The 21386-nt window shown below is 64.6% G+C and carries 19 protein-coding genes; 9 read left to right on the top strand and 10 right to left on the bottom strand.

The annotated features are described in order from the left end of the window. Window positions 1–2: 2 nt before the first annotated feature. From C4S73_RS05450 to C4S73_RS05405, 10 genes are all read right to left on the bottom strand, one after another. Window positions 3–299, bottom strand: a complete 297-nt coding sequence (locus C4S73_RS05450) for a DUF2160 domain-containing protein (protein WP_103871468.1) — start codon at window positions 297–299, stop codon at window positions 3–5. Then, window positions 299–1168 carry a carbohydrate ABC transporter permease gene (locus tag C4S73_RS05445; protein ID WP_103871841.1) on the bottom strand — a complete coding sequence of 290 codons (870 nt, stop codon included), beginning with the start codon at window positions 1166–1168 and terminating at the stop codon, window positions 299–301. Before C4S73_RS05445 ends, C4S73_RS05450 begins: the two co-directional genes overlap by 1 nt. Window positions 1169–1183: 15 nt before the next feature. After that, window positions 1184–2086 (bottom strand): carbohydrate ABC transporter permease, encoded by a 903-nt coding sequence (locus C4S73_RS05440; protein WP_103871467.1) that lies wholly within the window; start codon window positions 2084–2086, stop codon window positions 1184–1186. Further along, window positions 2070–3188, bottom strand: coding sequence for an ABC transporter ATP-binding protein (locus C4S73_RS05435; RefSeq protein WP_103871466.1), 1119 nt, complete (start codon window positions 3186–3188; stop codon window positions 2070–2072). The genes C4S73_RS05440 and C4S73_RS05435 overlap by 17 nt, the downstream gene beginning before the upstream one ends. A gap of 11 nt (window positions 3189–3199) precedes the next feature. Then, window positions 3200–4297 (bottom strand): ABC transporter ATP-binding protein, encoded by a 1098-nt coding sequence (locus C4S73_RS05430; protein WP_103871465.1) that lies wholly within the window; start codon window positions 4295–4297, stop codon window positions 3200–3202. Window positions 4298–4758: 461 nt separating this feature from the next. Beyond that, window positions 4759–6159 (bottom strand): chromate efflux transporter, encoded by a 1401-nt coding sequence (gene chrA / locus C4S73_RS05425; protein WP_103871464.1) that lies wholly within the window; start codon window positions 6157–6159, stop codon window positions 4759–4761. A gap of 8 nt (window positions 6160–6167) precedes the next feature. Continuing rightward, window positions 6168–6986, bottom strand: coding sequence for a chromate resistance protein ChrB domain-containing protein (locus tag C4S73_RS05420; RefSeq protein ID WP_103871463.1), 819 nt, complete (start codon window positions 6984–6986; stop codon window positions 6168–6170). 140 nt (window positions 6987–7126) lie between these two features. Continuing rightward, a complete protein-coding gene (locus C4S73_RS05415) occupies window positions 7127–8464 on the bottom strand; it encodes a hemolysin family protein (protein WP_103871462.1) in 1338 nt (445 codons plus the stop codon). Window positions 8465–8604: 140 nt separating this feature from the next. Next, window positions 8605–9057 carry a GFA family protein gene (locus C4S73_RS05410; protein WP_200827935.1) on the bottom strand — a complete coding sequence of 151 codons (453 nt, stop codon included), beginning with the start codon at window positions 9055–9057 and terminating at the stop codon, window positions 8605–8607. Window positions 9058–9106: 49 nt separating this feature from the next. Then, on the bottom strand, window positions 9107–10117 hold the full coding sequence (locus tag C4S73_RS05405) for a LacI family DNA-binding transcriptional regulator (RefSeq protein WP_244595450.1): 1011 nt from the start codon (window positions 10115–10117) through the stop codon (window positions 9107–9109). A gap of 234 nt (window positions 10118–10351) precedes the next feature. On the opposite strand from C4S73_RS05405, the gene C4S73_RS05400 reads away from it, so the two are divergent. The 9 genes from C4S73_RS05400 (at window position 10352) to C4S73_RS05360 (ending at window position 21351) form a co-directional block, all read left to right on the top strand. Beyond that, window positions 10352–11632: an ABC transporter substrate-binding protein gene (locus C4S73_RS05400; RefSeq protein WP_103871460.1), complete on the top strand. Its 1281-nt coding sequence runs from the start codon at window positions 10352–10354 to the stop codon at window positions 11630–11632. 4 nt (window positions 11633–11636) lie between these two features. Then, window positions 11637–12647, top strand: a complete 1011-nt coding sequence (locus C4S73_RS05395; protein WP_425290316.1) for a carbohydrate ABC transporter permease — start codon at window positions 11637–11639, stop codon at window positions 12645–12647. Next, window positions 12644–13696: a carbohydrate ABC transporter permease gene (locus C4S73_RS05390; RefSeq protein WP_103871459.1), complete on the top strand. Its 1053-nt coding sequence runs from the start codon at window positions 12644–12646 to the stop codon at window positions 13694–13696. Before C4S73_RS05395 ends, C4S73_RS05390 begins: the two co-directional genes overlap by 4 nt. A 16-nt stretch (window positions 13697–13712) precedes the next feature. Then, window positions 13713–14789 (top strand): ABC transporter ATP-binding protein, encoded by a 1077-nt coding sequence (locus C4S73_RS05385; RefSeq protein ID WP_103871458.1) that lies wholly within the window; start codon window positions 13713–13715, stop codon window positions 14787–14789. Window positions 14790–14960: 171 nt separating this feature from the next. Next, on the top strand, window positions 14961–17237 hold the full coding sequence (locus C4S73_RS05380) for a glycoside hydrolase family 31 protein (protein WP_103871457.1): 2277 nt from the start codon (window positions 14961–14963) through the stop codon (window positions 17235–17237). A gap of 220 nt (window positions 17238–17457) precedes the next feature. Beyond that, window positions 17458–18279 carry a metallophosphoesterase family protein gene (locus tag C4S73_RS05375; protein ID WP_103871456.1) on the top strand — a complete coding sequence of 274 codons (822 nt, stop codon included), beginning with the start codon at window positions 17458–17460 and terminating at the stop codon, window positions 18277–18279. 77 nt (window positions 18280–18356) lie between these two features. Next, on the top strand, window positions 18357–19541 hold the full coding sequence (locus C4S73_RS05370) for an ABC transporter ATP-binding protein (RefSeq protein ID WP_103871455.1): 1185 nt from the start codon (window positions 18357–18359) through the stop codon (window positions 19539–19541). Between the two features lie 2 nt (window positions 19542–19543). After that, on the top strand, window positions 19544–20461 hold the full coding sequence (locus C4S73_RS05365; protein WP_200827934.1) for a carbohydrate ABC transporter permease: 918 nt from the start codon (window positions 19544–19546) through the stop codon (window positions 20459–20461). A 125-nt stretch (window positions 20462–20586) separates the two neighbouring features. Then, on the top strand, window positions 20587–21351 hold the full coding sequence (locus tag C4S73_RS05360; RefSeq protein ID WP_244595481.1) for a carbohydrate ABC transporter permease: 765 nt from the start codon (window positions 20587–20589) through the stop codon (window positions 21349–21351). Window positions 21352–21386 lie beyond the last annotated feature (35 nt).

Here is a 21386-nt window from a genome sequence, read left to right as displayed (position 1 = left end):
CGTTAGACGAAGCGGAAGACCGCCGCGGCATAGAGAAGCGAAAGGCCGGACGCCCACCAAAGATCAGCGGCCGCGAGGCCAAGCCAGACGAGATGGATGAAGGCCGAGCCGAGCAGGCTCAGGAAGAGCCGGTCGCCGCGCGTCGTCGGGATGCCGAGCACGCCGACGCGTTCGAGTTCAGGCCGCCAGACCGCCAGCGCCGTCATCACGCCGAGCAGGCCGAAGAGCAAGGCGAAGAACAGCCCGGTCTGCGGTGTCCACGCCATCCATGCCAGATCGATCGAGGCAAAGTCGGGCATCAAACCCTCCCCAGGGCAAAGCCCTTGGCGATGTAATTTCGGACGAACCAGATCACGAGCGCACCGGGGATCAGCGTCAGCACGCCGGCCGCCGCGAGCAGTCCCCAGTCCATGCCTGCCGCCGAGACCGTGCGCGTCATCGTGGCGGCGATCGGCTTGGCGTTGACCGTGGTCAGGGTGCGCGCAAGCAGGAGTTCGACCCAGGAGAACATGAAGCAGAAGAAGGCGGTGACGCCGATGCCGTTGGCGATGATCGGAGTGAATATCCTCACGAAGAAGCGCGGGAAGGAATAACCGTCGAGATAGGCGGTCTCGTCGATCTCGCGCGGCACGCCGGACATGAAGCCTTCGAGGATCCACACCGCGAGCGGCACATTGAACAGGCAATGGGCCAGCGCCACCGCGAGCGGCGTGTCGAACAGACCGATCGCCGAATAGAGATTGAAGAAGGGCAGCGCGAAGATAGCGGGCGGCGCCATCCGGTTCGAGAGCAGCCAGAAGAACAGGTGTTTGTCGCCGAGGAAGCGGTAGCGCGAGAAGGCATAGGCCGCAGGAAGCGCCAGCGTGATCGAGATCACCGTGTTCATGACCACATAGGTCAGCGAGTTGATGTAGCCGGAGTACCAGGACGGATCGGTAAAGATCGTCCGGTAGTTCTCGAACGTGATCTCGCGGGGCCAGAGCGTCATGCCGGAATTGATTTCGGCATTGGTCTTCAGGCTCATCACGATGAGCCAATAGATCGGCAGGATCAGGAAGATCAGGTAAAGGCCGAGCGTCAGCGCGCCGCCATTGAACCGGAAAGCCGAACGCGCCTTCGGCGTCGCCTTCGCGGTGGCGAGCGCTGCGGTGGAACCGAGCCTGTCCATCGTCATCGGCCGCCCTCACGCATCCGCCGGCGGGCGCCGACGCTCGACATCGAGATTGGTCATCACCGTGTAGAACACCCAGCACACGGCGAGGATGATCAGGTTGTAGACAATCGACATGGCCGCCGCCTTGCCGAGATCGAACTGGCCAAGCGCGAGCTTCACCAGCTCGATCGAGAGGAAGGTCGTCGAATTGCCCGGCCCCCCGCCGGTGACGACGAAGGGCTCGGTATAGATCATGAACGAGTCCATGAAGCGCAGCAGGACAGCGATGATCAGCACGCGCCGCATCTTCGGCAGCTGGATGAAACGGAACACCGCCCAGCGGCTGGCGCCGTCGATGCGTGCGGCCTGATAATAAGCGTCCGGGATCGATTTCAGGCCGGCGTAGCAGAGCAGCGCCACCAGCGAGGTCCAGTGCCAGACATCCATTACGATGATGGTGATCCATGCGGCCAGCGGATCGGCGACATAGTTGTAGTCGATGCCGAGCCGATTGACCGTGTAGCCGAGCAGCCCGATATCGCCGCGCGCGAAAACCTGCCAGATCGTGCCGACCACATTCCAGGGCACGAGCAGCGGCATCGCCATCAGCACCAGCGTGGCCGCCACCTTCCAACCCTCGCGCGGCATGGCGAGCGCGACCGCGATGCCGAGCGGCACCTCGATCGCGAGGATGATCGCGGAGAACAGCAGGTTGCGCCAAAGCGAGTCGCGCACGCGGCCACCCAGGTCGCTCGACGGGTCGAGCAACTCCTTGAACCAGCCGGTGCCGTTCCAGAAGAACTGGTTGTTGCCGAAGGTGTCCTGGACCGAGTAGTTCACCACCGTCATCAGCGGGATCACCGCCGAGAAGGCGACGATTGCGAGGACCGGCAGGACAAGGAACCAGGCGCGGTTGTCATAGGGCTTGTCCATCACGCCCTCCCTTAGAGCCTGATGCCGGAACCGGCTCTATGCGTTCGCCGTCGGCATAGACATGAATATGATCGGGCTGAAGGATGAGCCCGGCGGTCTCGCCGATGTCGCTGAGCCCGTCCGGCACACCGGCGGCAACCGGGTGTTCCTGCAGGCGCAGTCGCGCCAACCGCGAGCGGCCGAGATCGTCGATGCGCTCGACCGTGACAGGAACCCCCTCGCCGGCCCGGGCCAGCGTTGCGAATTCGGGCCTGACCCCGATCTCGATCCGCTTGCCGGACGGAATGTCGTAGCTCTGCGGCAACTCGATCGTCGCTCCCGCGACATGGACGCGGTTGCCCGCCACCGAGGCCGGAATCACGTTCATGCCCGGCGAGCCGATAAAATAGCCGACGAAGGTATGGGCCGGCTTCTCGAACAGCTCGTCCGGCCGCCCGGTCTGCACGACCCTTCCATCATGCATCACAACCACGGTGTCAGCGAAGGTCAGCGCCTCGGTCTGGTCGTGCGTCACATAGATCATGGTGACATCGAGCGCTCTGTGAAGCGCCTTGAGCTTGGAACGCAACTCCCACTTCAGTTGCGGGTCGATAACGGTCAAAGGCTCGTCGAAGAGGATGGCTGCAACATCGGGGCGCACAAGACCGCGACCGAGCGAGATCTTCTGCTTGGCGTCGGCGGTGAGTCCTCTCGCCTTGCGGTCGAGCTCGCCGGTCAGTTCCAGAAGCGTCGCGATCTCGCGCACGCGGCCATCGACGGCTCTGGCCTCCATGCCGCGATTGCGCAGCGGGAAAGCCAGATTCTCGTAGACGGTCATCGTGTCGTAGACGACCGGGAACTGAAACACCTGGGCGATGTTGCGCTCTTCCGTTGGAAGGTGCGCGACATCCCGGCCGTCGAACAGCACGCGGCCATGCGATGGGACGAGAAGACCCGAGATGATGTTGAGCAACGTCGTCTTGCCGCAGCCGGAGGGACCGAGCAAGGCGTAGGCGCCACCCTGGCGCCATGTCAGCGTCATCGGCTTCAGAGCGAAATCGCCCGGTGCCGAGGCGCCCCGCCTATAGGAATGCGCGAGATCGGAAAGCTCGATGCGCGCCATGGTGCGTCTCCTCAGGCAGCCGAGAGGAAGGCTGGGGCGTGAGCGAGCCGCCCGTCGGGATCGAAGACGAAGACAGTCGTCAGGTCGACATGCACCGAGATCGTCGCGCCGGGCTCCAGCTCGTGCACGCCGGGCACAAGCGCCACCCAACGCGAACCAGCGCATTCGACATGAACGAAGCTTTCGGAGCCGGCGATCTCAGCCACGATCACCGTGCCATCGAAGCGCAGGCCAGGCCCGGCGGCTCCCAATCCCAGATGATGCGCCCGGAAGCCGACCTGATAATCTCCGTCGGCCAGCCCGGTGAACGCCCCCGTCGCGGGGGCGCTCGCGCCGCCGGGCAGCAGGATTTCCGCCCCCCTTTTGGTGACGGCCAAAATGTTGAGCGGCGGATCAGAGAAAATGCGCGCCGTGATCAGATCCTGTGGCCGGCGATACACCGCCGCGCTCGGCCCATGCTGCGTCACCCGGCCTTGCCAGAGCGTGGCGGTATGGTCGCCCAGCAGCAGCGCTTCCTGCGGTTCGGTGGTGGCGTAGACAACGGTCGCGTTCGACATGCGGACGATCTTCGGCAATTCCTCGCGCAGTTCCTCGCGCAATTTGTAGTCGAGATTGGCGAGCGGCTCGTCGAGCAGGACAAGATCGGCGCCCTTGATCAGCGCGCGGGCCATGGCGGTACGCTGCTGCTGCCCGCCGGAGAGGTTGAGCGGCATCCGCTCGAGAAAGGGGTCGAGCTGCATCAGGCGCGCCATTGCTCGCACCTTGCTCTCGATTTCCGCCTTGGGTAGCCCTTTGACCCGCAGCGGCGAGGCGATATTCTCGAAAACGTTGAGGTTCGGGTAGTTGATGAATTGCTGGTAGACCATTGCGACCGAGCGCTCGCGAACGGCCAGGCCGGTCACATCCCTCTCCCGACCACCCTCGACGACCAGGATGCGCCCCGATGTCGGCCTGTCGAGACCGGCCATCAGCCGCATCAGCGAGGTTTTTCCCGCCAGCGTCGCGCCGAGCAACACGGTCATCGTCCCCGGTGGAAGCCGCAGCGTCGTCTCGTGAACATGCGTCTGCGCTCCGACGTCGCGACGCACCTTATCGAGGACAAGACCCACTCCAGCCTCCTTCAAACCCTCCGGGTTTCCGGAATGTGAACGATCTCATGCATCGGTGCATCAAGCATTTGCCGCGGTTCGTCCGACCGACGCTGACCCGAATTCGTCCGGCGCTCATGGCCCGTTTGCGGGAGATGGCTGGCTCGGCCGCGCAGGATCGGTGTCGAACACCGGACCGGACTCGATATCCTCTCGACACCAGCCAGCATGTCACGAACCCTCGTGTCACAGGTGCGCACTAGGCAGGTGACAGTTGCGCGCAAGCGAAGAATAGCGCCAATCGGCCTTCTCCACGAGAGCTTCGAGGCCGGTTGCCGCAAAAACATCCTGAGAGGTTGGCCGAGAATGTCGTGAACGATTTCAGTCGTTTGGCATTTCGCATCGAAAAGCGCCGTCATCCCGGGCGACCGTAGGGAGACCCGGGATGACGGCGCGCTTTTCGCTGATGTTCAAGTCTTTGCTCAGCCCGCCAGCATTTGCGTGATCAGCACGCCGGCAAGCGCCGAAGCAGCGAGCGTCGGGATCATCCCGATCTTGAAGCGCAGCATGGCGATCATGGCCGCTATCGCCAGCACCGCCGCGCGCCAGTCCAGCGACGACAGGACTGGAAGGTCGGGCGCAAGGCCGAGCACATTGATCGCCCTCACCTCGCGGAAGACGACGTGAAGCGCAAACCAGAGCGCCAGGTTCATGATCACGCCGACCACGGCAGCGGTGATCGCGGTCAGGGCGGCCGAGAGCGCCCTGTTGCCGCGCAGCGCCTCGACATAGGGCGCGCCGAGGAAGATCCAGAAGAAGCAGGGCGCGAAGGTGACCCATACGGTAAGCAATGCGCCGAGGCTGCCCGCCAGCCATGGTTCCAGCCCGCCCGGCGCCCGATAGGCCGCGAGGAAGCCGACGAACTGCAGGACCAGGATCAGCGGGCCCGGGGTGGTTTCGGCAAGGCCGAGCCCATCGACCATCTCGCCCGGCGCAAGCCAGCCGAAGGTCTCGACCGCCGCCTGCGCGACATAGGCGAGCACGGCATAGGCTCCGCCGAAGGTGACCACCGCCATCGTGCTGAAGAAGCCGCCGATATGCGTCCAGACGCTGGCCTGCCCGGTCAGGAGCCAGAGTACGGCAACCGGCCCGAGCCAGAGCGGCAGCCATATCGCGGCGGTACGCAGCGCCTTCGCGCCTGAAGGCGTCGCATGCGTCAGCTCCCCGCGCTCGAACATCAGGTCGACCACGCCCTTGAACTCGGGCGCGCCTGCCCCGCCACCATGCCCCCCGCCGGCGAAGACGCCAGGCGCGTAGCGGCTGCCGAGCCAGCCGATCAGGCCAGCAGCGAGGATGATGATCGGGAACGGGATCCTGAACAGGTAGATGCAGATGAAGGCCGCGATCGCGATCACGACCATCGCACGGTTCTTCAGTGCGCGTCGGCTGATCCGCAGGCCGGCCTCGACGACGACAGCAAGCACCGCCGCCTTGACCCCGAAGAAGACGGCATCGACCAGCGGCACATGGCGGTAAAGCACATAGAGCAGGCTCAGCCCCAGCATCACCAGCATGCCGGGGATGATGAAGAGCAGGCCCGCGACGAGACCGCCCGCCGTCCGGTGCATCAGCCAGCCGATATAGACGGCAAGCTGCTGGGCTTCGGGTCCAGGCAGCAGCATGCAGTAGTTCAGCGCGTGCAGGAAACGCTGCTCGCCGATCCAGCGGCGCTCCTCGACCAGTTCCTTGTGCATCAGGGCGATCTGGCCGGCGGGTCCGCCGAAGCTCAGGCAGCCGATCCGCGCCCAGACCTTGAAGGCCTGGGCGAAGGTGGGAACGGTCGGCGCCGGCAGCGCGGTGTCAGTGGAGGTTGCTAGCGACATGATCAGCCTCAAATCCGCTTCTGGCCGGCAGGCCAGTTATGCGTCTCGTCGGTCGCATCGCGGCACCAGCGGTAGAATGCGTCGTAGAGCAGCATGCCGGCCTCCAGCTGCTCGAGATCGTCCCTGAACATGCGCGAGAGCCCCAGCGACGCCGCAAGAAACCCGGCCGCTTGCGGCACGAGGTCGAGCCGGGCGGTATCGGCGGCGCGCACGATCGTCGCCAACTGGTTGAGCGCAGGCGATGCGAGTCCGAACTCCTCGATCATGATGTCGAAGGTGCAGCGTTCGCCGCGATGGCTCCAGAAAACGCCATCGATGTCGAAAGGCGTCGCCCCGAAGCGATCAGCCACATCCGGGACTTCGGCAGCGCTCACGAACAGGAATACGGCCTTCGGGTCGACGAAGCGCCGGATCAGCCAGGGGCAGGCGATGCGGTCGATTTTGGGACGCGCCCGCGTAACCCAAAGCGTGCGCCCGGCGGAATCGCGCGGCGGCAGCTTGCCGGTCGCGACCAGCAGGGCACCGGCCGCGCGCCAGGCCTCGAACCCGCCTTCGAGATTCTCGGCCGTGACGCCCTTGTACCGCAGCCAGGCCGCGACACCTTCGCTGAGCTTCTGGCCGCGCTGGCAGATGACCACGACGCTGCGGCCGATATAGTCCCCCGCCCATTCGGCGACTGTTTTGTGCGAGCGCTGGTCGGCGCCAGGCAGGATGCGTGGATCGGCATTGAGGTCGTCGGGAATACGGACATCGATAAGGGTCGGCGCGCCGGGCAGGCCGACGAGCCGGGACAGTTGGGCAGCGGTGATCTGTATGGTGGAAGACATGAGCGTCCATCCCAAAAAATGAGGACAATGGACGCGAACATTGGGCTGACGCCTCACGGGGTCGTCGCGAAGAACCCCTTGGCTCAAATTAGCCGCAAAGCCATTCCGTCTGCAAGCCTGTCGTTACTTGAAGCCTGTCGCTACTCGGGAGAGCCGCTTTCCTCCAGCCTGCGAGCAAGCAATTTGTCGATCCGTCTGCCATCCATATCGACGATCTCGAAACGCCAGCCTTCATAGTCGAACTGCTCGCCGGCATCCGGCAGGTGCCCGAGTTGGGCCAGCGCGAAGCCAGCGATCGTATGGAAGTCGCCATCGGCCGACCGCAGCCGGAAGCCCAGCCGGGCGAAGGCATCATGGGCCGGCATCATGCCGTCGATCAGCAGCGAGCCATCCTCGCGCTCGACGATGTCGCGCTCCTCGCCCTCTTCATCCGGCAGGTCGCCGGCAAGGGCTTCGAGAAGGTCGGTCTGGGTGACGATGCCGTCGAGAATGCCATATTCGTCGACGACGATGGCAAGCCGGACCGGCGCGCTCTTGAACTGATCGAGTACGCGGAAAATGCGTGTCGTCTCATGCACGACCATGGGGTCGCAAATCACCGCCAGGGGATCGAGCGGCTTTCCGTCCAGCAGCTGATCGAGAAGATCCTTCTTGAGAACCATCCCGAGCGGCTCGTCGATGCCGCCGCGACCGATCAGCAGCTGTTCGTAGCGGCATTCGCGAATGGTCTTCATCATGTCTTCCGCGCTGTCATTCGCGTCGATCCAGTCGATGTCGCGACGGGGCGTCATGATGTCCGAGATGCGGCGGTCCCCGATATTGAGGACGCGTTCGACCACCTGCTGCTGCGCCTGCTGAAGGATGCCCGCCTCCTGGCTCGCCTGGATCAGGAGCTTCAGCTCCTCGGGCGAGTGCAGCGATTCCTCCCCGGTGCCCGGCTTCAGGCCGCAGAGGCGAAGCACGAGATTGCCGAGCCCGTTCAGGGAGGTGATCGCGGGGCGCAGCAGGAACAGGAAGAGGCCGAGCGGGCGCACGACCCAGAGTGCCGTGCCCTCGCTGCGCTGGAGGGCCAGGCTCTTGGGCGCAAGCTCGCCCAGAACGATGTGCAACGCCGTGATGATGATGAAGGACAGCGCGACCGCGATCGCATGAGATGTGACGGTCGTCAAAGACCCCGGCAGCCACACGAGCAGCGGCTCGACGAGATGCGCCAATGCCGGCTCTCCGACCCAGCCCAGAGCCAGCGACGAGATCGTAATGCCCAACTGGGTCGCAGCCAGATTCGCGTCGAGATTGTCGACGGCGAATTTCAGGGCTCTGGCGTTCATCCGCCCCGCCGCAACGAGTTCGGTAACCCGGCTCCGGCGAACAGCCACAAGCGAAAATTCAGCCGCGACGAAGAAGCCATTCGCCGCAACGAGAAACAATACGGCGAGTATCCCGATCAGATCGTACATACTGCCATCGGAACTGGACATGGTCTCCTCTCGCGCGATCGATGCCGCTGCGGATCATTGATGGGCAGCCAGCCATAACATGCCTTGGCCAAGGTCCTGTAGGCCAAGTTCCTTTAGGCCAGGATCCTGCAGGCGAAGATCCTGCAGGCGAAGATCCCGCATCAGGCCGGCAAGGTGTCGAAGACCGTGAGTCCCAATGGCATGACGGCCCAGTCCGGCCGGTTGCGGGCGAAGATCGCGATTGTCGGATGGAACAGCGACGGATCATCCAGCGAACCGGCATAAATCGTGTGCGACACGTCCTTCCCGACTTCGCCGCCGAAGACCAGACCACCGCAAGCAGGGCAGAAATTGCGCACGGCATCGCTGCCCCGGAAGGATGTCGACCGGAACTGTCGAGCTTCACCGCTGAAACGCATGGCCGTACTGGCAAACCCCATGAAGGGAATGAATCCGGAGCCGGAAGCCTTGCGACAATCCGAGCAATAACAATGACCTGAGAGCAGAGGGTCGCCTTCGGCTTCGTAACGCAGCCTGCCACAGAGGCAACCGCCGGAATAGCGTGTCGGGCTTTTGCTCATCGTCGTCGCAATCTCCCGCTTGGGAACGGCCAATCTGCCTGATCCCTCGACGGGTTTCCACCGGTTGGCCTGGCCGCCCCGCTCAGGAATCGAGCGAGTGCGGCAGCAGGCAGTCGTCCGGCACGGTGCCGCTCCACAGCGAGCTGAGTTGCTCGACGACTTTCGCGCCGAAGTCGCGATAGGGGATATGGACCGATGTCAGCCAGGGTGCGATCCAGGCGTTGAGCGGATTGGCGTCGATGCCGACGACCAGACATTCCGACGGGATCGCAACGCCCTGCTCCGTGGCAAGCCGATAGGCACCGTAGGCCATCAAGTCACTGACGCAGAGCAGGCCCCGGGGCCAGGTTCCGCCTGCCCCGTCGACAAGCGCCCGCGCCGCATCATATCCCACCTGCAGATGCGACAGGCCCGGCGCCGAAGCCTGAGCGATGCGCTCAGTGGGAACGCCGCGCGCCACGAGCCGTTCGATGAAGCCATCGACCCGTTCAGCGGTGCTCGACGACCCCTGCGCCGGGTAGATCACCGCTAGGTCCTCGATCCCGCGCGCGAGCAGGTGGTCGGCAGCGTCGGCACCGGCTCCCCTGTTGTCGATGCCGACATAGGCGCCGCCGCCATCGGGGTTGCGGCGGCTGACGAAGACGATCGCCTCGCCTCGCGCGAGCGCATCGCTCAACGCGGCGCTCTTGACCGCGCTGACCAGCACATAGCCCTGCACGAACTGGGAACGCATCGCGCGCAGGTACTCGTCCTGCAGATCGGCCCGGTCATGGGTGTCGCACAGGATCATGACATAGCCGGCAGCGCGCAGTGCGGCCTCAGTCGAGACGGCGATCGCCGCCATCGCGGGATTGTCGAGATTGGGCGCGAGCATCGCCACGACGCGGCTCTCGCGCCGGCGCAGCGCGCGCCCGACATGGTTGGGTTGATAGCCGAGTTCGACGACGGCCGCGTTGACGCGCGCAATCGTCTGGACGGAAGCACGGCCCGTCTTGCCGTTCACGATCCGGGAGACGGTCGCGACCGAAACTCCCGCCTCTCGCGCCACCGTCGCCAGCGAAGCTGCCCGTGGCGATGCCAACCTTTTGGTCAAGCGATCCCTCACCCTCGAAGGCTGTCCCGGCTACGAGACCTCCTGTTTTGCAGCGTCGGCCCTCTCAGGCGAAGCAATGTCCGCCCTTCGCTTGCGTGGCCTAGCCGGCAAAATTCCACAGCTGTTTGCATGGCCACTATCGCGCCAGTTGACAAGTTAGGCAAACGTTTGCCTAAATCAATTCAAGGCATCCGCATGAGGTGCCCGCGAAGATCGCCAAGGGATGGAGCGGACATGACGAGGACACGCTGGATTTCGGCACTGGCATTGACCGGCAGCCTGCTGGCGGGCGGCATCGCCCAGGCGCAGACGACCGTGCGCATGACCTGGTATTCCGACGGCAATGAGGGCGAGGTTGTCACTGACCTGCTGAAGCGCTTCGAGGCGCAGAACAAGGACATCAAGGTCGTCCTCGACCAGGTGCCCTACAAGGCCATCACCGAGAACCTGCCGGTCCAGCTCGCCTCGGGCCAGGGTCCCGACATCGCCCGCGTCGTCGATCTCGGCGGCGTCGCGCGCTATGCGCTCGATCTGCGGCCCTATCTGAAGGACGCTGGCTACTGGGACAAGAATTTCGGGCCGTTCCTCGAATGGATGCGCCCGCAGGGTGACACCACCTCGATCCCCGGCTTCATGACCCAGCTCACCGTGACCGGCCCCTTCGTCAACAAGACGCTGTTCGAGCAGGCCGGCATCGCCATGCCCGGCGCCAAGGCGACCTGGGAAGAGTGGGCCAAGGCGAGCAAGGACGTCGCCGCCAAGGTGCAGGCGCCCTTCCCGATCGCCATCGACCGCTCCGGCCATCGCTTTTTCGGCATCGCGATCTCCGAAGGCGCGAAAGTGTTCGACGCCAAGGGCGAGCCCGCCGTGATCGACGACGGCTTCAAGCGCGCAGCCCAGATGGTGTTCGACTGGCACAAGAACGGCGTCATGGGCAAAGAGCTCTGGGGCTCGGTCTCCGGCGCGGCCTATCGCGGCGCCAATGACGAGTTCAAGAACGCCCAGGTCGCGATGTACATGTCGGGCTCCTGGCAGATCGCCCAGTTCGACAAGACGATCGGCAACGCCTTCGACTGGGTCGCGGTGCCGATGCCCTGCGGCCCGGCCGCCTGCACGGGCATGCCCGGCGGCGCCGGCCTCGTCGCGATCAAGACGACCAAGAACCCCGAAGCCGTCGCCAAGGTGATGGAATACCTCGCCAGCGAGCCGGTGCTGAGCGAGCTCTACAGCCGTTCCCTGGCTGTCCCGGGCCATCTCGGCATCGCCGCCAAGGGACTGGATTACAAGGACGCAAGCCCGCTGGCGAAGGCCTCGCTGAAGGTCTTCTCCGATCAGGTCGCGGGCTTGTCGCCGATCGCCTACAAGCTGCAGGGCTACGTCAACAACCGCATCATCTTCAATGCGGCGATCAGCCGTGTCGGCCAGGCGATCTCGGGCGAAACCACGCTGGACGAGGCCTATAAGCGGATCGCCTCGGACGTCGAGCAGCAGATCGCCGAGCGCAACAAGAAGTAGCCCGGTGGCCACCTCGCCCTCCACGGAACGCCGCACGGCGGCAGGCCTCCTCTGGACGCCTTTCGCCGCGCTCATCAAGCTCATCGACCTGCCGATGCGCGCCGTGCAGCGGCTGATCGGCGAGCGCAGGATGGCCTATGTCTTCCTGCTGCCGAACCTGCTGTTCTTTTCGCTCTTCGTCTTCGTCCCGCTGATCGTCAATGTCGTCTTCTCGGTGACGGGCGGTGCGGCGCTGTTCCCCTCCGAGCGGCCTTTCGTCGGCACCGGCCAATATGCCTATCTGTTCGATTGCGGCTCGTTCCTCGATCCCAACTCCTGCCGCGAAGACCATTTCTGGCGCGGCGTCGCCAATACCGCGCGCTTCACGCTCTTCCAGGTCGTCGCCATGGTGCTGTTCTCGCTGGTGACGGCGGTCGTACTCAACATGCGCATCAAGGCGCGCGGCTTCTTCCGCGCCGTCTATTTCTTCCCGGTTCTGCTTTCGCCCGTCGTCGTGGCGCTGACCTGGAAATGGATCCTCCAGCGCGACGGCCTGCTCAATGCCGGCATCACCGCGCTCGGCGGCGAGCGGATCCTGTTCTTCGTCGATCCGAGCTGGGCGATGTTCTGGGCGGTCTTCGTCTCGATCTGGGCCCATATGGGGTTTTACACGCTCATCCTGCTGGCAGGCTTGCAGGCGATCCCGGCCGATCTCTATGAAGCTGCCGAAATGGACGCGACGCCGCGCTGGCGCGCCTTCTGGTGCATCACCTTGCCGCTGCTCTGGCCCAATATGGTCGTGGTGATCGTTCTCGCCCTGATCAAGGGCGTGCAGACCTTCGACGAGGTCTTCGTGCTGACCGGCGGCGGGCCGGGCACGGCGACATTGATGGTGGTGCAGTACATCTACGAGACCGCCTTCTCCAATCAGGTGCAGAATTTTGGCCTGGCGGCGGCTGCCTCCGTCGTGCTCGGCGTCGTGCTGTTCACCCTGACGCTGGCCCAGCTCGCCGCCAGCAGGAGGAAGGACGCATGAGCCGCGCCTCACAACTCATGCTCGCGCGCCGCAAGGCCGGGCGCTGGCACTGGACCGATATCGCCGCCTACACCTATCTCGCTTTCGGCGTCGTGCTGATGTTCGGCCCCGTTGCATGGCTCGTGCTCTCATCGTTCAAGACGCAGGCCGGACTGCTCGAATTCCCGCCTTCGCTGCTGCCGATGTCGCAGCAGGAGGTGATGGTACCAGGTAATCCGCAGCCCCTGCCGCTCTTCGAAGTCACGATGGAGGATGGCTCCAAGCGCGTCCTCGCCCAGGTCAGGCGCATCGGCATTCAGGCTCAGATGGTCGATCCGAAGGATCCGACCCAGCAGTTCCGCGTGCCGATCGACAAGCGCGTCCCGGTGCGGCAGTTCAAGCTCGCGACCGAGAACTACACGGAGCCGCTGGAGCGCTTCGCCTTCACCCGGTTCCTGAGCAATTCGGTCTTCGTGACGGTGGTCGCGACGCTGATCACTTTGCTGATCAACTCGATGGCGGCCTATGCGCTGTCGATCTACGAGTTCCGCGGCAAGAACACCGCGATGCTGATGGTCATCGGCACGCTGATGATCCCGATCACGATCATTCTGGTGCCGGTCTATCTGGTCATCACCCATCTCGGGCTGGTCAACTCGCTCTGGGCTGTGATCCTGCCGGGCGCAGCGACGCCGACGGGCGTCTTCCTGCTCAGGCAGTACATGCTGACCCTGCCACGCGACCTCATCGAGGCTGCGCGCATGGACAAGGCCTCGGAGTGGCAGATCTACTGGCGCATCGTCATGCCGCTCGCCATGCCGGCGCTCGCCGTGCTCGCGATCTTCTCGATCATGTGGCGCTGGAACGAGTTCCTCTGGCCGCTGGCCGTGCTGACCAAGACCGAATCCTACACGCTGCAGATCGGCCTGAACGCCTTCCAGGGCGAGTTGCAGACGCAGTGGCACTATCTGCTCGCCATGACCGTGGTGACGCTGCTGCCGGTCGCGCTCGTCTTCGTCTTCCTGCAACGCTTCATCACAACCGGCATCGCCAATACGGGAATGAAATGACCGGAACGGGTTCTCCATGGCGCAACTGACGCTGAGCGGCATCACCAAATCCTTCGGCACGACGACCGTGATCCATGGCGTCGACCTGAAAGTCGAGGACGGCGAATTCGTCGTCTTCGTCGGCCCGTCGGGCTGCGGGAAGTCGACTTTGCTTCGCATCATCGCGGGGCTCGAGGAGGTCACCTCCGGCATGATCGCCATCGATGGCGAGGACGTCTCGAGGCTGCCCGCCTCGGAGCGCGGGCTCGCCATGGTGTTCCAGTCCTATGCGCTCTATCCGCATATGAGCGTCTACAAGAACATGGCCTTCGCGCTGGAGAACATGGGCCTGAAGACGCCCGACATCGACCAGCGCGTCCGCCGCGCCGCGACGATGCTGCGCCTCACCGACTATCTCGACCGCAAGCCCAAGGCCCTCTCGGGCGGCCAGCGCCAGCGGGTCGCGATCGGCCGCGCCATCGTGCGCGATCCAAAGATCTTCCTGTTCGACGAGCCCCTGTCGAATCTCGATGCGGAGTTGCGCGTCGCCACCCGCAAGGAGCTTGCAGGCCTGCATGCCGAACTCGGCGGAACGATGATCTATGTCACGCATGACCAGGTCGAGGCGATGACGCTCGCCGACCGGATCGTCGTACTGCAGGGCGGCCGGATCGAGCAGATCGGCACGCCGCTCGACCTCTACAATGCGCCCGACAACCTGTTCGTCGCCGGCTTCATCGGTTCGCCACGCATGAACCTGCTGCCTGCCCGTATCTCAGGCCCCGGCACCGTTGCCGTGGGCGAAGACGGACAGGTCGTCGAGACCGGCATCGTTGCACCGCTCAAGCCCGGAGCCACTGTCACCCTTGGCATCCGGCCCGAGCACATCGCTCTGGCCAAAAACGGGGAGGCCGGCCTCACCATGACGATCGATCTCGTCGAACGGCTGGGCGGCGAAAGCTATCTCTACGGCTCGGCGCCCGGTCTCCCGCAGATCACCGTGCGGCTCGACGGCCAGACCAGCCATGGACGCGGCGACAGCGTAACGATCCGCCTGCCGATCGCGCACCAGCATGTGTTCAACGAGGCCGGCAAAGCGATGGGCAGACAATAAGCGCGACGTCATCCTGGGCAGAGCGCAGCGCAGACCCGGAATCCATTCCGGAACGCTTCAGGAATGGATCCCGGGTCCTGCGCTTCGCCCCGAGGATGACGTCGCAGATGTGATTGAAACGGCGGCCAGGGACATCGGTTCGGTTCCGCCTGCATTCTTGGAGACTGATCGATGAAAGCCCTCACGCAAGGCCGCTATATCGGCCGCGATGGCGAAGCCGCCCTGTTCGATGCCGGCGAAGGCGCTACGATCGTCATCCGCATCGTCGAGCACGATATCGGCCGCGTCACCTTGCGCCGCCGGGACGGCTATCGCTTGGATCGCGGCTGGTCGATCTCGCCGGATGGCATCGAGCCGCCCTATGAGGGCCGCCCTCGCGACGATCTCTCGGGCTTCGCCTGCCCTGCCGCCACCGTGAGCGAGAACGGCGACAAGGTCGTGCTCGCCAGCGAGGGGCTCACTGCAGAGGTCACGCTGTCGCCCTTCGGCATCGCCTGGCGCCGGGCCGGTGACCAGGAGCCATTCCTGCGCGACCGGCCGACCCAGGCCTATCTCGTCTCGAACCGGACCAATGCCGTCGCCCATTTCATGGCGCGCGACTATGAGGAGCGGCATTACGGCCTCGGCGACAAGGCCGGCCCGCTCGACCGTACCGGCCGACGTTTCGCCATCGACGCCGTCGACCCCTGCGGCTTCGATGCCGAACTCAGCGACCCCCTCTACAAAATGCTGCCCTTCTTCATCGTCGATGGCGCGCGCGGCGCCCATGGCGTGTTCTATGACAACCTCGCCACCGGCAGCGTCGATCTCGGCTGCACGCTGGACAATTATCACGGCCTGTTCCGCTCGTGGAAAGGCGACGATGGCGATCTGGATTATTACGTCATGGCCGGCCCGAGCGTGCCCGATGTGGTGCGCCGCTTCTCCTGGCTCACCGGCGGGCAGGCCTTTGCGCCGCGCTGGAGCTTCGGCTTCGGCGTCACCTCGATGGCGATCGCGGATGCGCCCGACGCCGACGCCCGCATCAGCGACTTCGTCGCCAAATGCCGTCAGCATGAAATCCCCTGCGACAGCTTCCATTTCGGCTCGGGCTACACGCAGATCGGCAATCGCCGCTACGCCTTCAACTGGAACCGCGACAAATTCCCGGACCCCGCGGCGACGATGGCGCGGCTGAAGGAGGCCGGCCTGCAGCCGGTCGCCAATCTCAAGCCATGCCTGCTCGATGACCATCCGCGGCTGAGCGAAGCGCTTGACGGCGGGTTCCTGGTGCAGGACGGCGACACCGGCAAGCCGGCCGTCGCGCAGTTCTGGGATGGGCTCGGCTTCCATCTCGACTTCACCCATCCCGATGGCCGCGCCTGGTGGCGCGACGGCATCGAGACGGCGCTGCTCGACTATGGGTTCGTAACCGTCTGGAACGACAACAACGAATACGAGATCTGGGACGAGGACGCGCTCTGCCATGGCGATGGCAGGCCGTTCTCACAGGCTCTGGCGCGGCCGGTGCAGGCGCTGCTGATGACCAAGCTCTCCTATGAGGCGCAAGCCGCGCGCGAGCCCGGCAAGCGGCAATATTCGGTGACGCGCGGCGGCTGCGCCGGCATCTCGCGCTACGCCCAGACCTGGTCCGGCGACAACGAGACGGCATGGAAGACGCTGCGCTTCAACCTGACGCAGGGGCTCAACATGAGCTTGTCGGGAATGTTCAGCATCGGCCACGATGTCGGCGGATTCCATGGTCCGACCCCCGGGCCGGAGCTGTTCTGCCGCTTCAACGAATTCTGCGCGCTCTGGCCGCGCATGGTGATGAACTCATGGAACGATGACGGCGTCGTCAACCTGCCCTGGATGCATGAAGCCGTGATTCCGCAGGTCCGCGAGGCGATCGCCCTGCGCTACCGGCTGATGCCCTATCTCTACACGCAGATGTGGCGCGCCAGCCGCGACAATCAGCCGGCGGTGCGGCCGTTGTTCTACGATTTCCCCGACGATCCGGTTGCCCGCACCGTCGAGGACGCCTTCATGCTCGGCCCCGATCTTCTGGTCGCCCCTGTGCTGGAGGAAGGCGCGACGCAGCGCAGCGTTACCCTGCCCGCCCATCCTGGCGGCTGGTACGACTGGCATAGCAGCCGGCACTTCCCCGGCGGCAGCGTTGCGACGGTCGAGGCGCCGCTCGGTCGGTTGCCCGTCTTCGTCCGCTCGGGCGCGCTTGTACCGGTCGGCGACCCGTCCGGCCGCGAGGATGCGCGGGAGCTTCTGGTTTTCGGGCCGGAAGCGGCGGCGACCGGCGAACTCTACGAGGATGACGGCGACACCGCCGGCTGGCGAAACGGCGACGGACTTCTGATGACATTCTCGGTGAAGGACGGCGCCCTGTCGGTTCGGACCGAGGGCGATTACTACCCCGGTTTCGACACGCTCCCGATCCGGCACATCGGCGGCTAGAGCCACTGGGCCGCCCAATATTGCTGAACTAGCCAGCCTTTTCGCTGGCGGGATCGCCATCGGGCGACGTTTCGCGACGTCGCCCGATGGCACTTCGTGCGCCCTTGAAATACATTTGTGTCATCAAACATTCATCTGTATGTTCCATGGCAAAAGCCGCTCGCACTGCATGTGCGCGGCACGACCTCCCATCCACGGAGGCGCCAAGGAGGGAAGCCGCATGCATCGTGTCCTTCAGATTTCGGACACCCATCTCAGCCCGACCAAGCGCCATTTCGAGCGCAACTGGCAGCCGCTGAAAGCGTGGATCGCAGCGCAGCGGCCCGATCTGATCATCCACACCGGAGACGTCACCGTCGATGGCGCCGACCAGGACGGCGACATGCTGCACTGTGCCGAGCTGATGCGCGACCTCGGCGTGCCCGTGCTGAGCATCCCCGGCAATCATGATGTCGGCGAGGCCCACCACCCCCATCAACCGGTCAATCCCGAACGCATCGCGCGCTGGCGCCGACATTTCGGCGAGGACTTCTGGTCGCGCGACATCGAAGGCTGGCGGCTGCTCGGGCTCGACTCGATGCTCTTCGGCAGCGGCGATCCGGAGGAAGAGCTTCAGCTCCACTGGCTTGAGCAGCAGCTGGCCGAAGCGGGCGGCCGCAGGCTTGCCTGGTTCCTGCACCGGCCCCTTTTCATCGAGACGCCGGACGAAGGCGACAAGGGCTACTGGAGCGTCAGCCCCGAGCCGCGCGCCCGCCTGATGGAATTGGTCCGGCGTCATCAGGTCGCGATCGTCGCCAGCGGGCATCTGCACCGGGCCCATGACAGCCAGCTCGACGGCACGCGCTACATCTGGGGTCCCTCCTCCGGCTTCGTGGTGGGGCCGGAGCTGCAGCCCGACATGGCCGGCACCTGCAGCCTCGGCGCGGTCGTCTACCACTTCGCCGGCACCGAATTTACGGCCGCGATCCATGTGGTCGATGCGCTGGAAACCCTGTGGATCGACGATGTCATCCACGAAGTCTACCCGCCGCGCGCCGCCTGAAACGCGCCCCATAACAAGGCGCCCTCGACAAGAAGAGCCCGGCCGAATGGACCCGGCTCCAGCAAGGGGAAGATTACGTGGCAACTGTCGATCTCACGTCCATCGCGAAATCATTCGGACCGACGAAGGTGCTCGGCGGCGTCGATCTCTCGATCGCCGACGGTGAATTCCTGACGCTGGTCGGTCCGTCCGGCTGCGGAAAATCCACCCTGATCCGCATCATCGCCGGTCTCGAAGCGCAGGACAGCGGCGGCGTCGCCATTGGCGGTGCCTCCGTCGATCATCTGCGGGCGCATGAGCGACGGGTCGCGATGGTGTTCCAGAGCTACGCGCTTTATCCGCACATGACGGTAGGCGCCAATATCGGGCTGCCGCTGACGATGTCGCGGATGACACTGCGCCAGCGCCTGCCCCTGTTGCGCCTGCTGTCGCGTCAGCGCCGCGAGATCCTGCGCGGCATCGAGGCCGATGTCGGCGCGGTCGCTGCCCAGCTCCAGCTCGAACATCTGCTCGATCGCCGCCCCGCCCAGCTCTCCGGCGGCCAGCGTCAGCGCGTGGCTCTCGGCCGGGCGATGGTGCGCAGTCCCGACGTCTTCCTGATGGACGAGCCGCTATCCAATCTCGACGCGAAACTGCGCGTGCACATGCGCACCGAGCTTGCCGAGCTGCACAAACGCCTCGGCGCCACCTTCATCTATGTCACTCACGACCAGATCGAAGCGATGACCATGTCGGACCGCGTGGCGATGATGGATGCGGGCGATGTCCTGCAGCTCGGAACGCCATCGGAACTCTATGAGAGACCCGCTTCGATCAAGGTGGCGCAGTTCATCGGCAGCCCCGCCATTAATCTTTTGCCGGCAACCCTTGCCGGGTCGGGTCGCATCGAACTGTTCGGCCGCCCGCTTTCGCTGGCAGTCAACGGCACCGCCGGTGCGTCCATCACGCTCGGCATCAGGGCCGAGGCGCTTTCGCTCGCTCAGGGCGAGCCGGGCCAAGGCGGGCGAGCCTGGTTCTCCGCGCGGCTGCGCCGCAAGGAGAACCTAGGCTCTGAATATATCCTGCATTTCGATCTCGCCGGCCGCGATGCTCCGGGCGTCACGACGCGCGCCACGGCGGCGACAGCCGCAACCGTCAACGAGACCGCCGAGGTCGCGCTGACCTTCGATGAAACCGCCTGTCACGTCTTCGACGTCGGAGGAGAGCGCCTTGAGCCGCGCAATGGCGGCGCCGTCAGCTCCGTCGTTCCGCTGCGGGCATGACCATGACAGCCATACCCGCCTTTGGAACTCCGCCCCGCTCCCGCAGACGGCTCTGGATCGAACAAATCACCGGCGCGAGCTTCGCCCTCCCGGCGCTTGCCTTGCTCATCCTCACCATCCTGTTGCCGCTGGCTGTCCTGCTCTATCTGAGCCTGACCAACTACGAGTTCGGCGCGATCAGCGCCGATTGGGTCGGCCTTGCCAATTTCAGCAAGGCGCTGGCCGATCCGATCATTCGCCGCTCCGTGATCAACACATTGATCTATGTGGCGATCGTCGTACCCGGCGGAGTTTTCGGCGCGCTGCTCATCGCCATTCTCGTCCATGGTCGGCGCAGGACGCGCTCGCTCTACGAGGTCATCTACTTCCTGCCGGTCACCTCGACCCTCATCGCCATGGCAACCGTCTGGCAGTTCCTGCTCCACCCGGCGCTGGGGCCCGTCAATGCCATGCTGAAATGGCTCGGCTTTGGCGAGATCGCCTTCCTCAGCGAGCCCTCGACGGCGCTTGCGACCCTTGCCGTCATCGGCATCTGGCAACTGCTCGGCTTCAATATGATCCTGTTCCTGGCGGGCCTCTCGGCGATACCGCGCGACCTCTACGAGGCCTCCGAGATCGACGGTTGCTCCAACGGCATCGACCGTTTCCTCACCATCACCTGGCCGCTGCTGGGCCCGACGACGATGTTCGTCATCGTCACGACGATGATCACCGCCTTCAAGATCTTCGACACGGTCGCGGTGATGACGCGCGGCGGCCCGATGGGGCGGACCGAGGTCCTGCTCTACAACATCTATCTCGAAGGCTTTCAGTACTTCCATACCGGCTATGCGGCCGCGCTGAGCTTCATCTTCCTTGCCTTCATCCTTGTCTTCTCGGTGGCGCAGACCTTCACGCTCGATCGAAAGGTCCACTACTGATGGCAAGCGTCACCCTTCCCGTCGCGGCCCGGGCCGCTGCACCGATCACGCCGTCAGGCGCCATCGCCAAGCGGCTCCTGTCGCTCGTGGTCGTGCACGGCATATTGCTCGCCGGGGCCATCTTCATGCTGCTGCCCTTCGTCTGGATGCTGATCACCTCGATCAAGCCGCCGGCGGAAATCTTCACCGCCCAGATCTCGCTCTGGCCCAAACAGTTCTACGGCGTGGAGAATTACAGCTTCGCGCTGTCGCAGGCCCCTCTGCTGCGCTTTGCCCTGAACGGCGTCATCCTCTGCGCCGGCATTCTCGTGGTGCAGCTCCTCGTCGCCATTCCCTGCGCCTATGCGCTGGCCAAGTTGCGTTTTCCTGGGCGCAACCTGCTGTTCGTGCTGGTGCTGCTCGGCCTGTGCATCCCGGTGCAGGTTCCGGCCATGCCGCTCTACATCGCGCTGGCCGAGCTTGGGCTGCTGAACACCTATTTCGCGATGATGGTGCCGTTCTTTCTCTCGGTCTTCGCCATCTTCCTGTTCCGCCAGTTCTTCCGCAGCTTCCCCGACGACATCATCCACGCGGCAAGGCTCGACGGGATGAGCGAGTTCGAGATCGTCTGGCGCATCGTCACGCCCAGCGCCTGGCCCGCGATCGCCGCCTTTTCGGTGTTCTCGGCGGTCGCTCACTGGAACGACCTCTACTGGCCTCTGATCGTCATTTCCGACGCGAAACTGGCGCCGCCGCCGCTCGGAATGATGTTCTTCGCGGATGCCGAGACCGGCTCGAATTACGGCGCCCTGACAGCCGCTGCCACCGTGCTGACAGCCCCCCTCGTCATCGCTTTCCTCATCGCAAGACGGAGGTTCATCGACGGCATCACGATGACCGGAGTGAAGTAGCCCACCCGACCACAAGCCAACCGATCCAATCCAGT

It is taken from the genome of Allobosea lathyri (assembly GCF_900108245.1).
GTDB lineage: Bacteria > Pseudomonadota > Alphaproteobacteria > Rhizobiales > Beijerinckiaceae > Allobosea > Allobosea lathyri.
This window is presented reverse-complemented; position numbering and strand designations above follow the sequence as displayed.

What these genes read in the sequence shown, in the direction of transcription:
- C4S73_RS05400 (WP_103871460.1), top strand. Translation starts at nt 10,352, where the DNA reads ATGACGAGGACACGCTGGATTTCGGCACTGGCATTGACCGGCAGCCTG.
- chrA (WP_103871464.1), bottom strand. Translation starts at nt 6,159, where the DNA reads ATGTCGCTAGCAACCTCCACTGACACCGCGCTGCCGGCGCCGACCGTT.
- C4S73_RS05420 (WP_103871463.1), bottom strand. Translation starts at nt 6,986, where the DNA reads ATGTCTTCCACCATACAGATCACCGCTGCCCAACTGTCCCGGCTCGTC.
- C4S73_RS05360 (WP_244595481.1), top strand. Translation starts at nt 20,587, where the DNA reads ATGCTGCTGCCCTTCGTCTGGATGCTGATCACCTCGATCAAGCCGCCG.
- C4S73_RS05390 (WP_103871459.1), top strand. Translation starts at nt 12,644, where the DNA reads ATGAGCCGCGCCTCACAACTCATGCTCGCGCGCCGCAAGGCCGGGCGC.
- C4S73_RS05375 (WP_103871456.1), top strand. Translation starts at nt 17,458, where the DNA reads ATGCATCGTGTCCTTCAGATTTCGGACACCCATCTCAGCCCGACCAAG.
- C4S73_RS05380 (WP_103871457.1), top strand. Translation starts at nt 14,961, where the DNA reads ATGAAAGCCCTCACGCAAGGCCGCTATATCGGCCGCGATGGCGAAGCC.
- C4S73_RS05450 (WP_103871468.1), bottom strand. Translation starts at nt 299, where the DNA reads ATGCCCGACTTTGCCTCGATCGATCTGGCATGGATGGCGTGGACACCG.
- C4S73_RS05440 (WP_103871467.1), bottom strand. Translation starts at nt 2,086, where the DNA reads ATGGACAAGCCCTATGACAACCGCGCCTGGTTCCTTGTCCTGCCGGTC.
- C4S73_RS05445 (WP_103871841.1), bottom strand. Translation starts at nt 1,168, where the DNA reads ATGGACAGGCTCGGTTCCACCGCAGCGCTCGCCACCGCGAAGGCGACG.
- C4S73_RS05385 (WP_103871458.1), top strand. Translation starts at nt 13,713, where the DNA reads ATGGCGCAACTGACGCTGAGCGGCATCACCAAATCCTTCGGCACGACG.
- C4S73_RS05415 (WP_103871462.1), bottom strand. Translation starts at nt 8,464, where the DNA reads ATGTCCAGTTCCGATGGCAGTATGTACGATCTGATCGGGATACTCGCC.
- C4S73_RS05365 (WP_200827934.1), top strand. Translation starts at nt 19,544, where the DNA reads ATGACAGCCATACCCGCCTTTGGAACTCCGCCCCGCTCCCGCAGACGG.
- C4S73_RS05435 (WP_103871466.1), bottom strand. Translation starts at nt 3,188, where the DNA reads ATGGCGCGCATCGAGCTTTCCGATCTCGCGCATTCCTATAGGCGGGGC.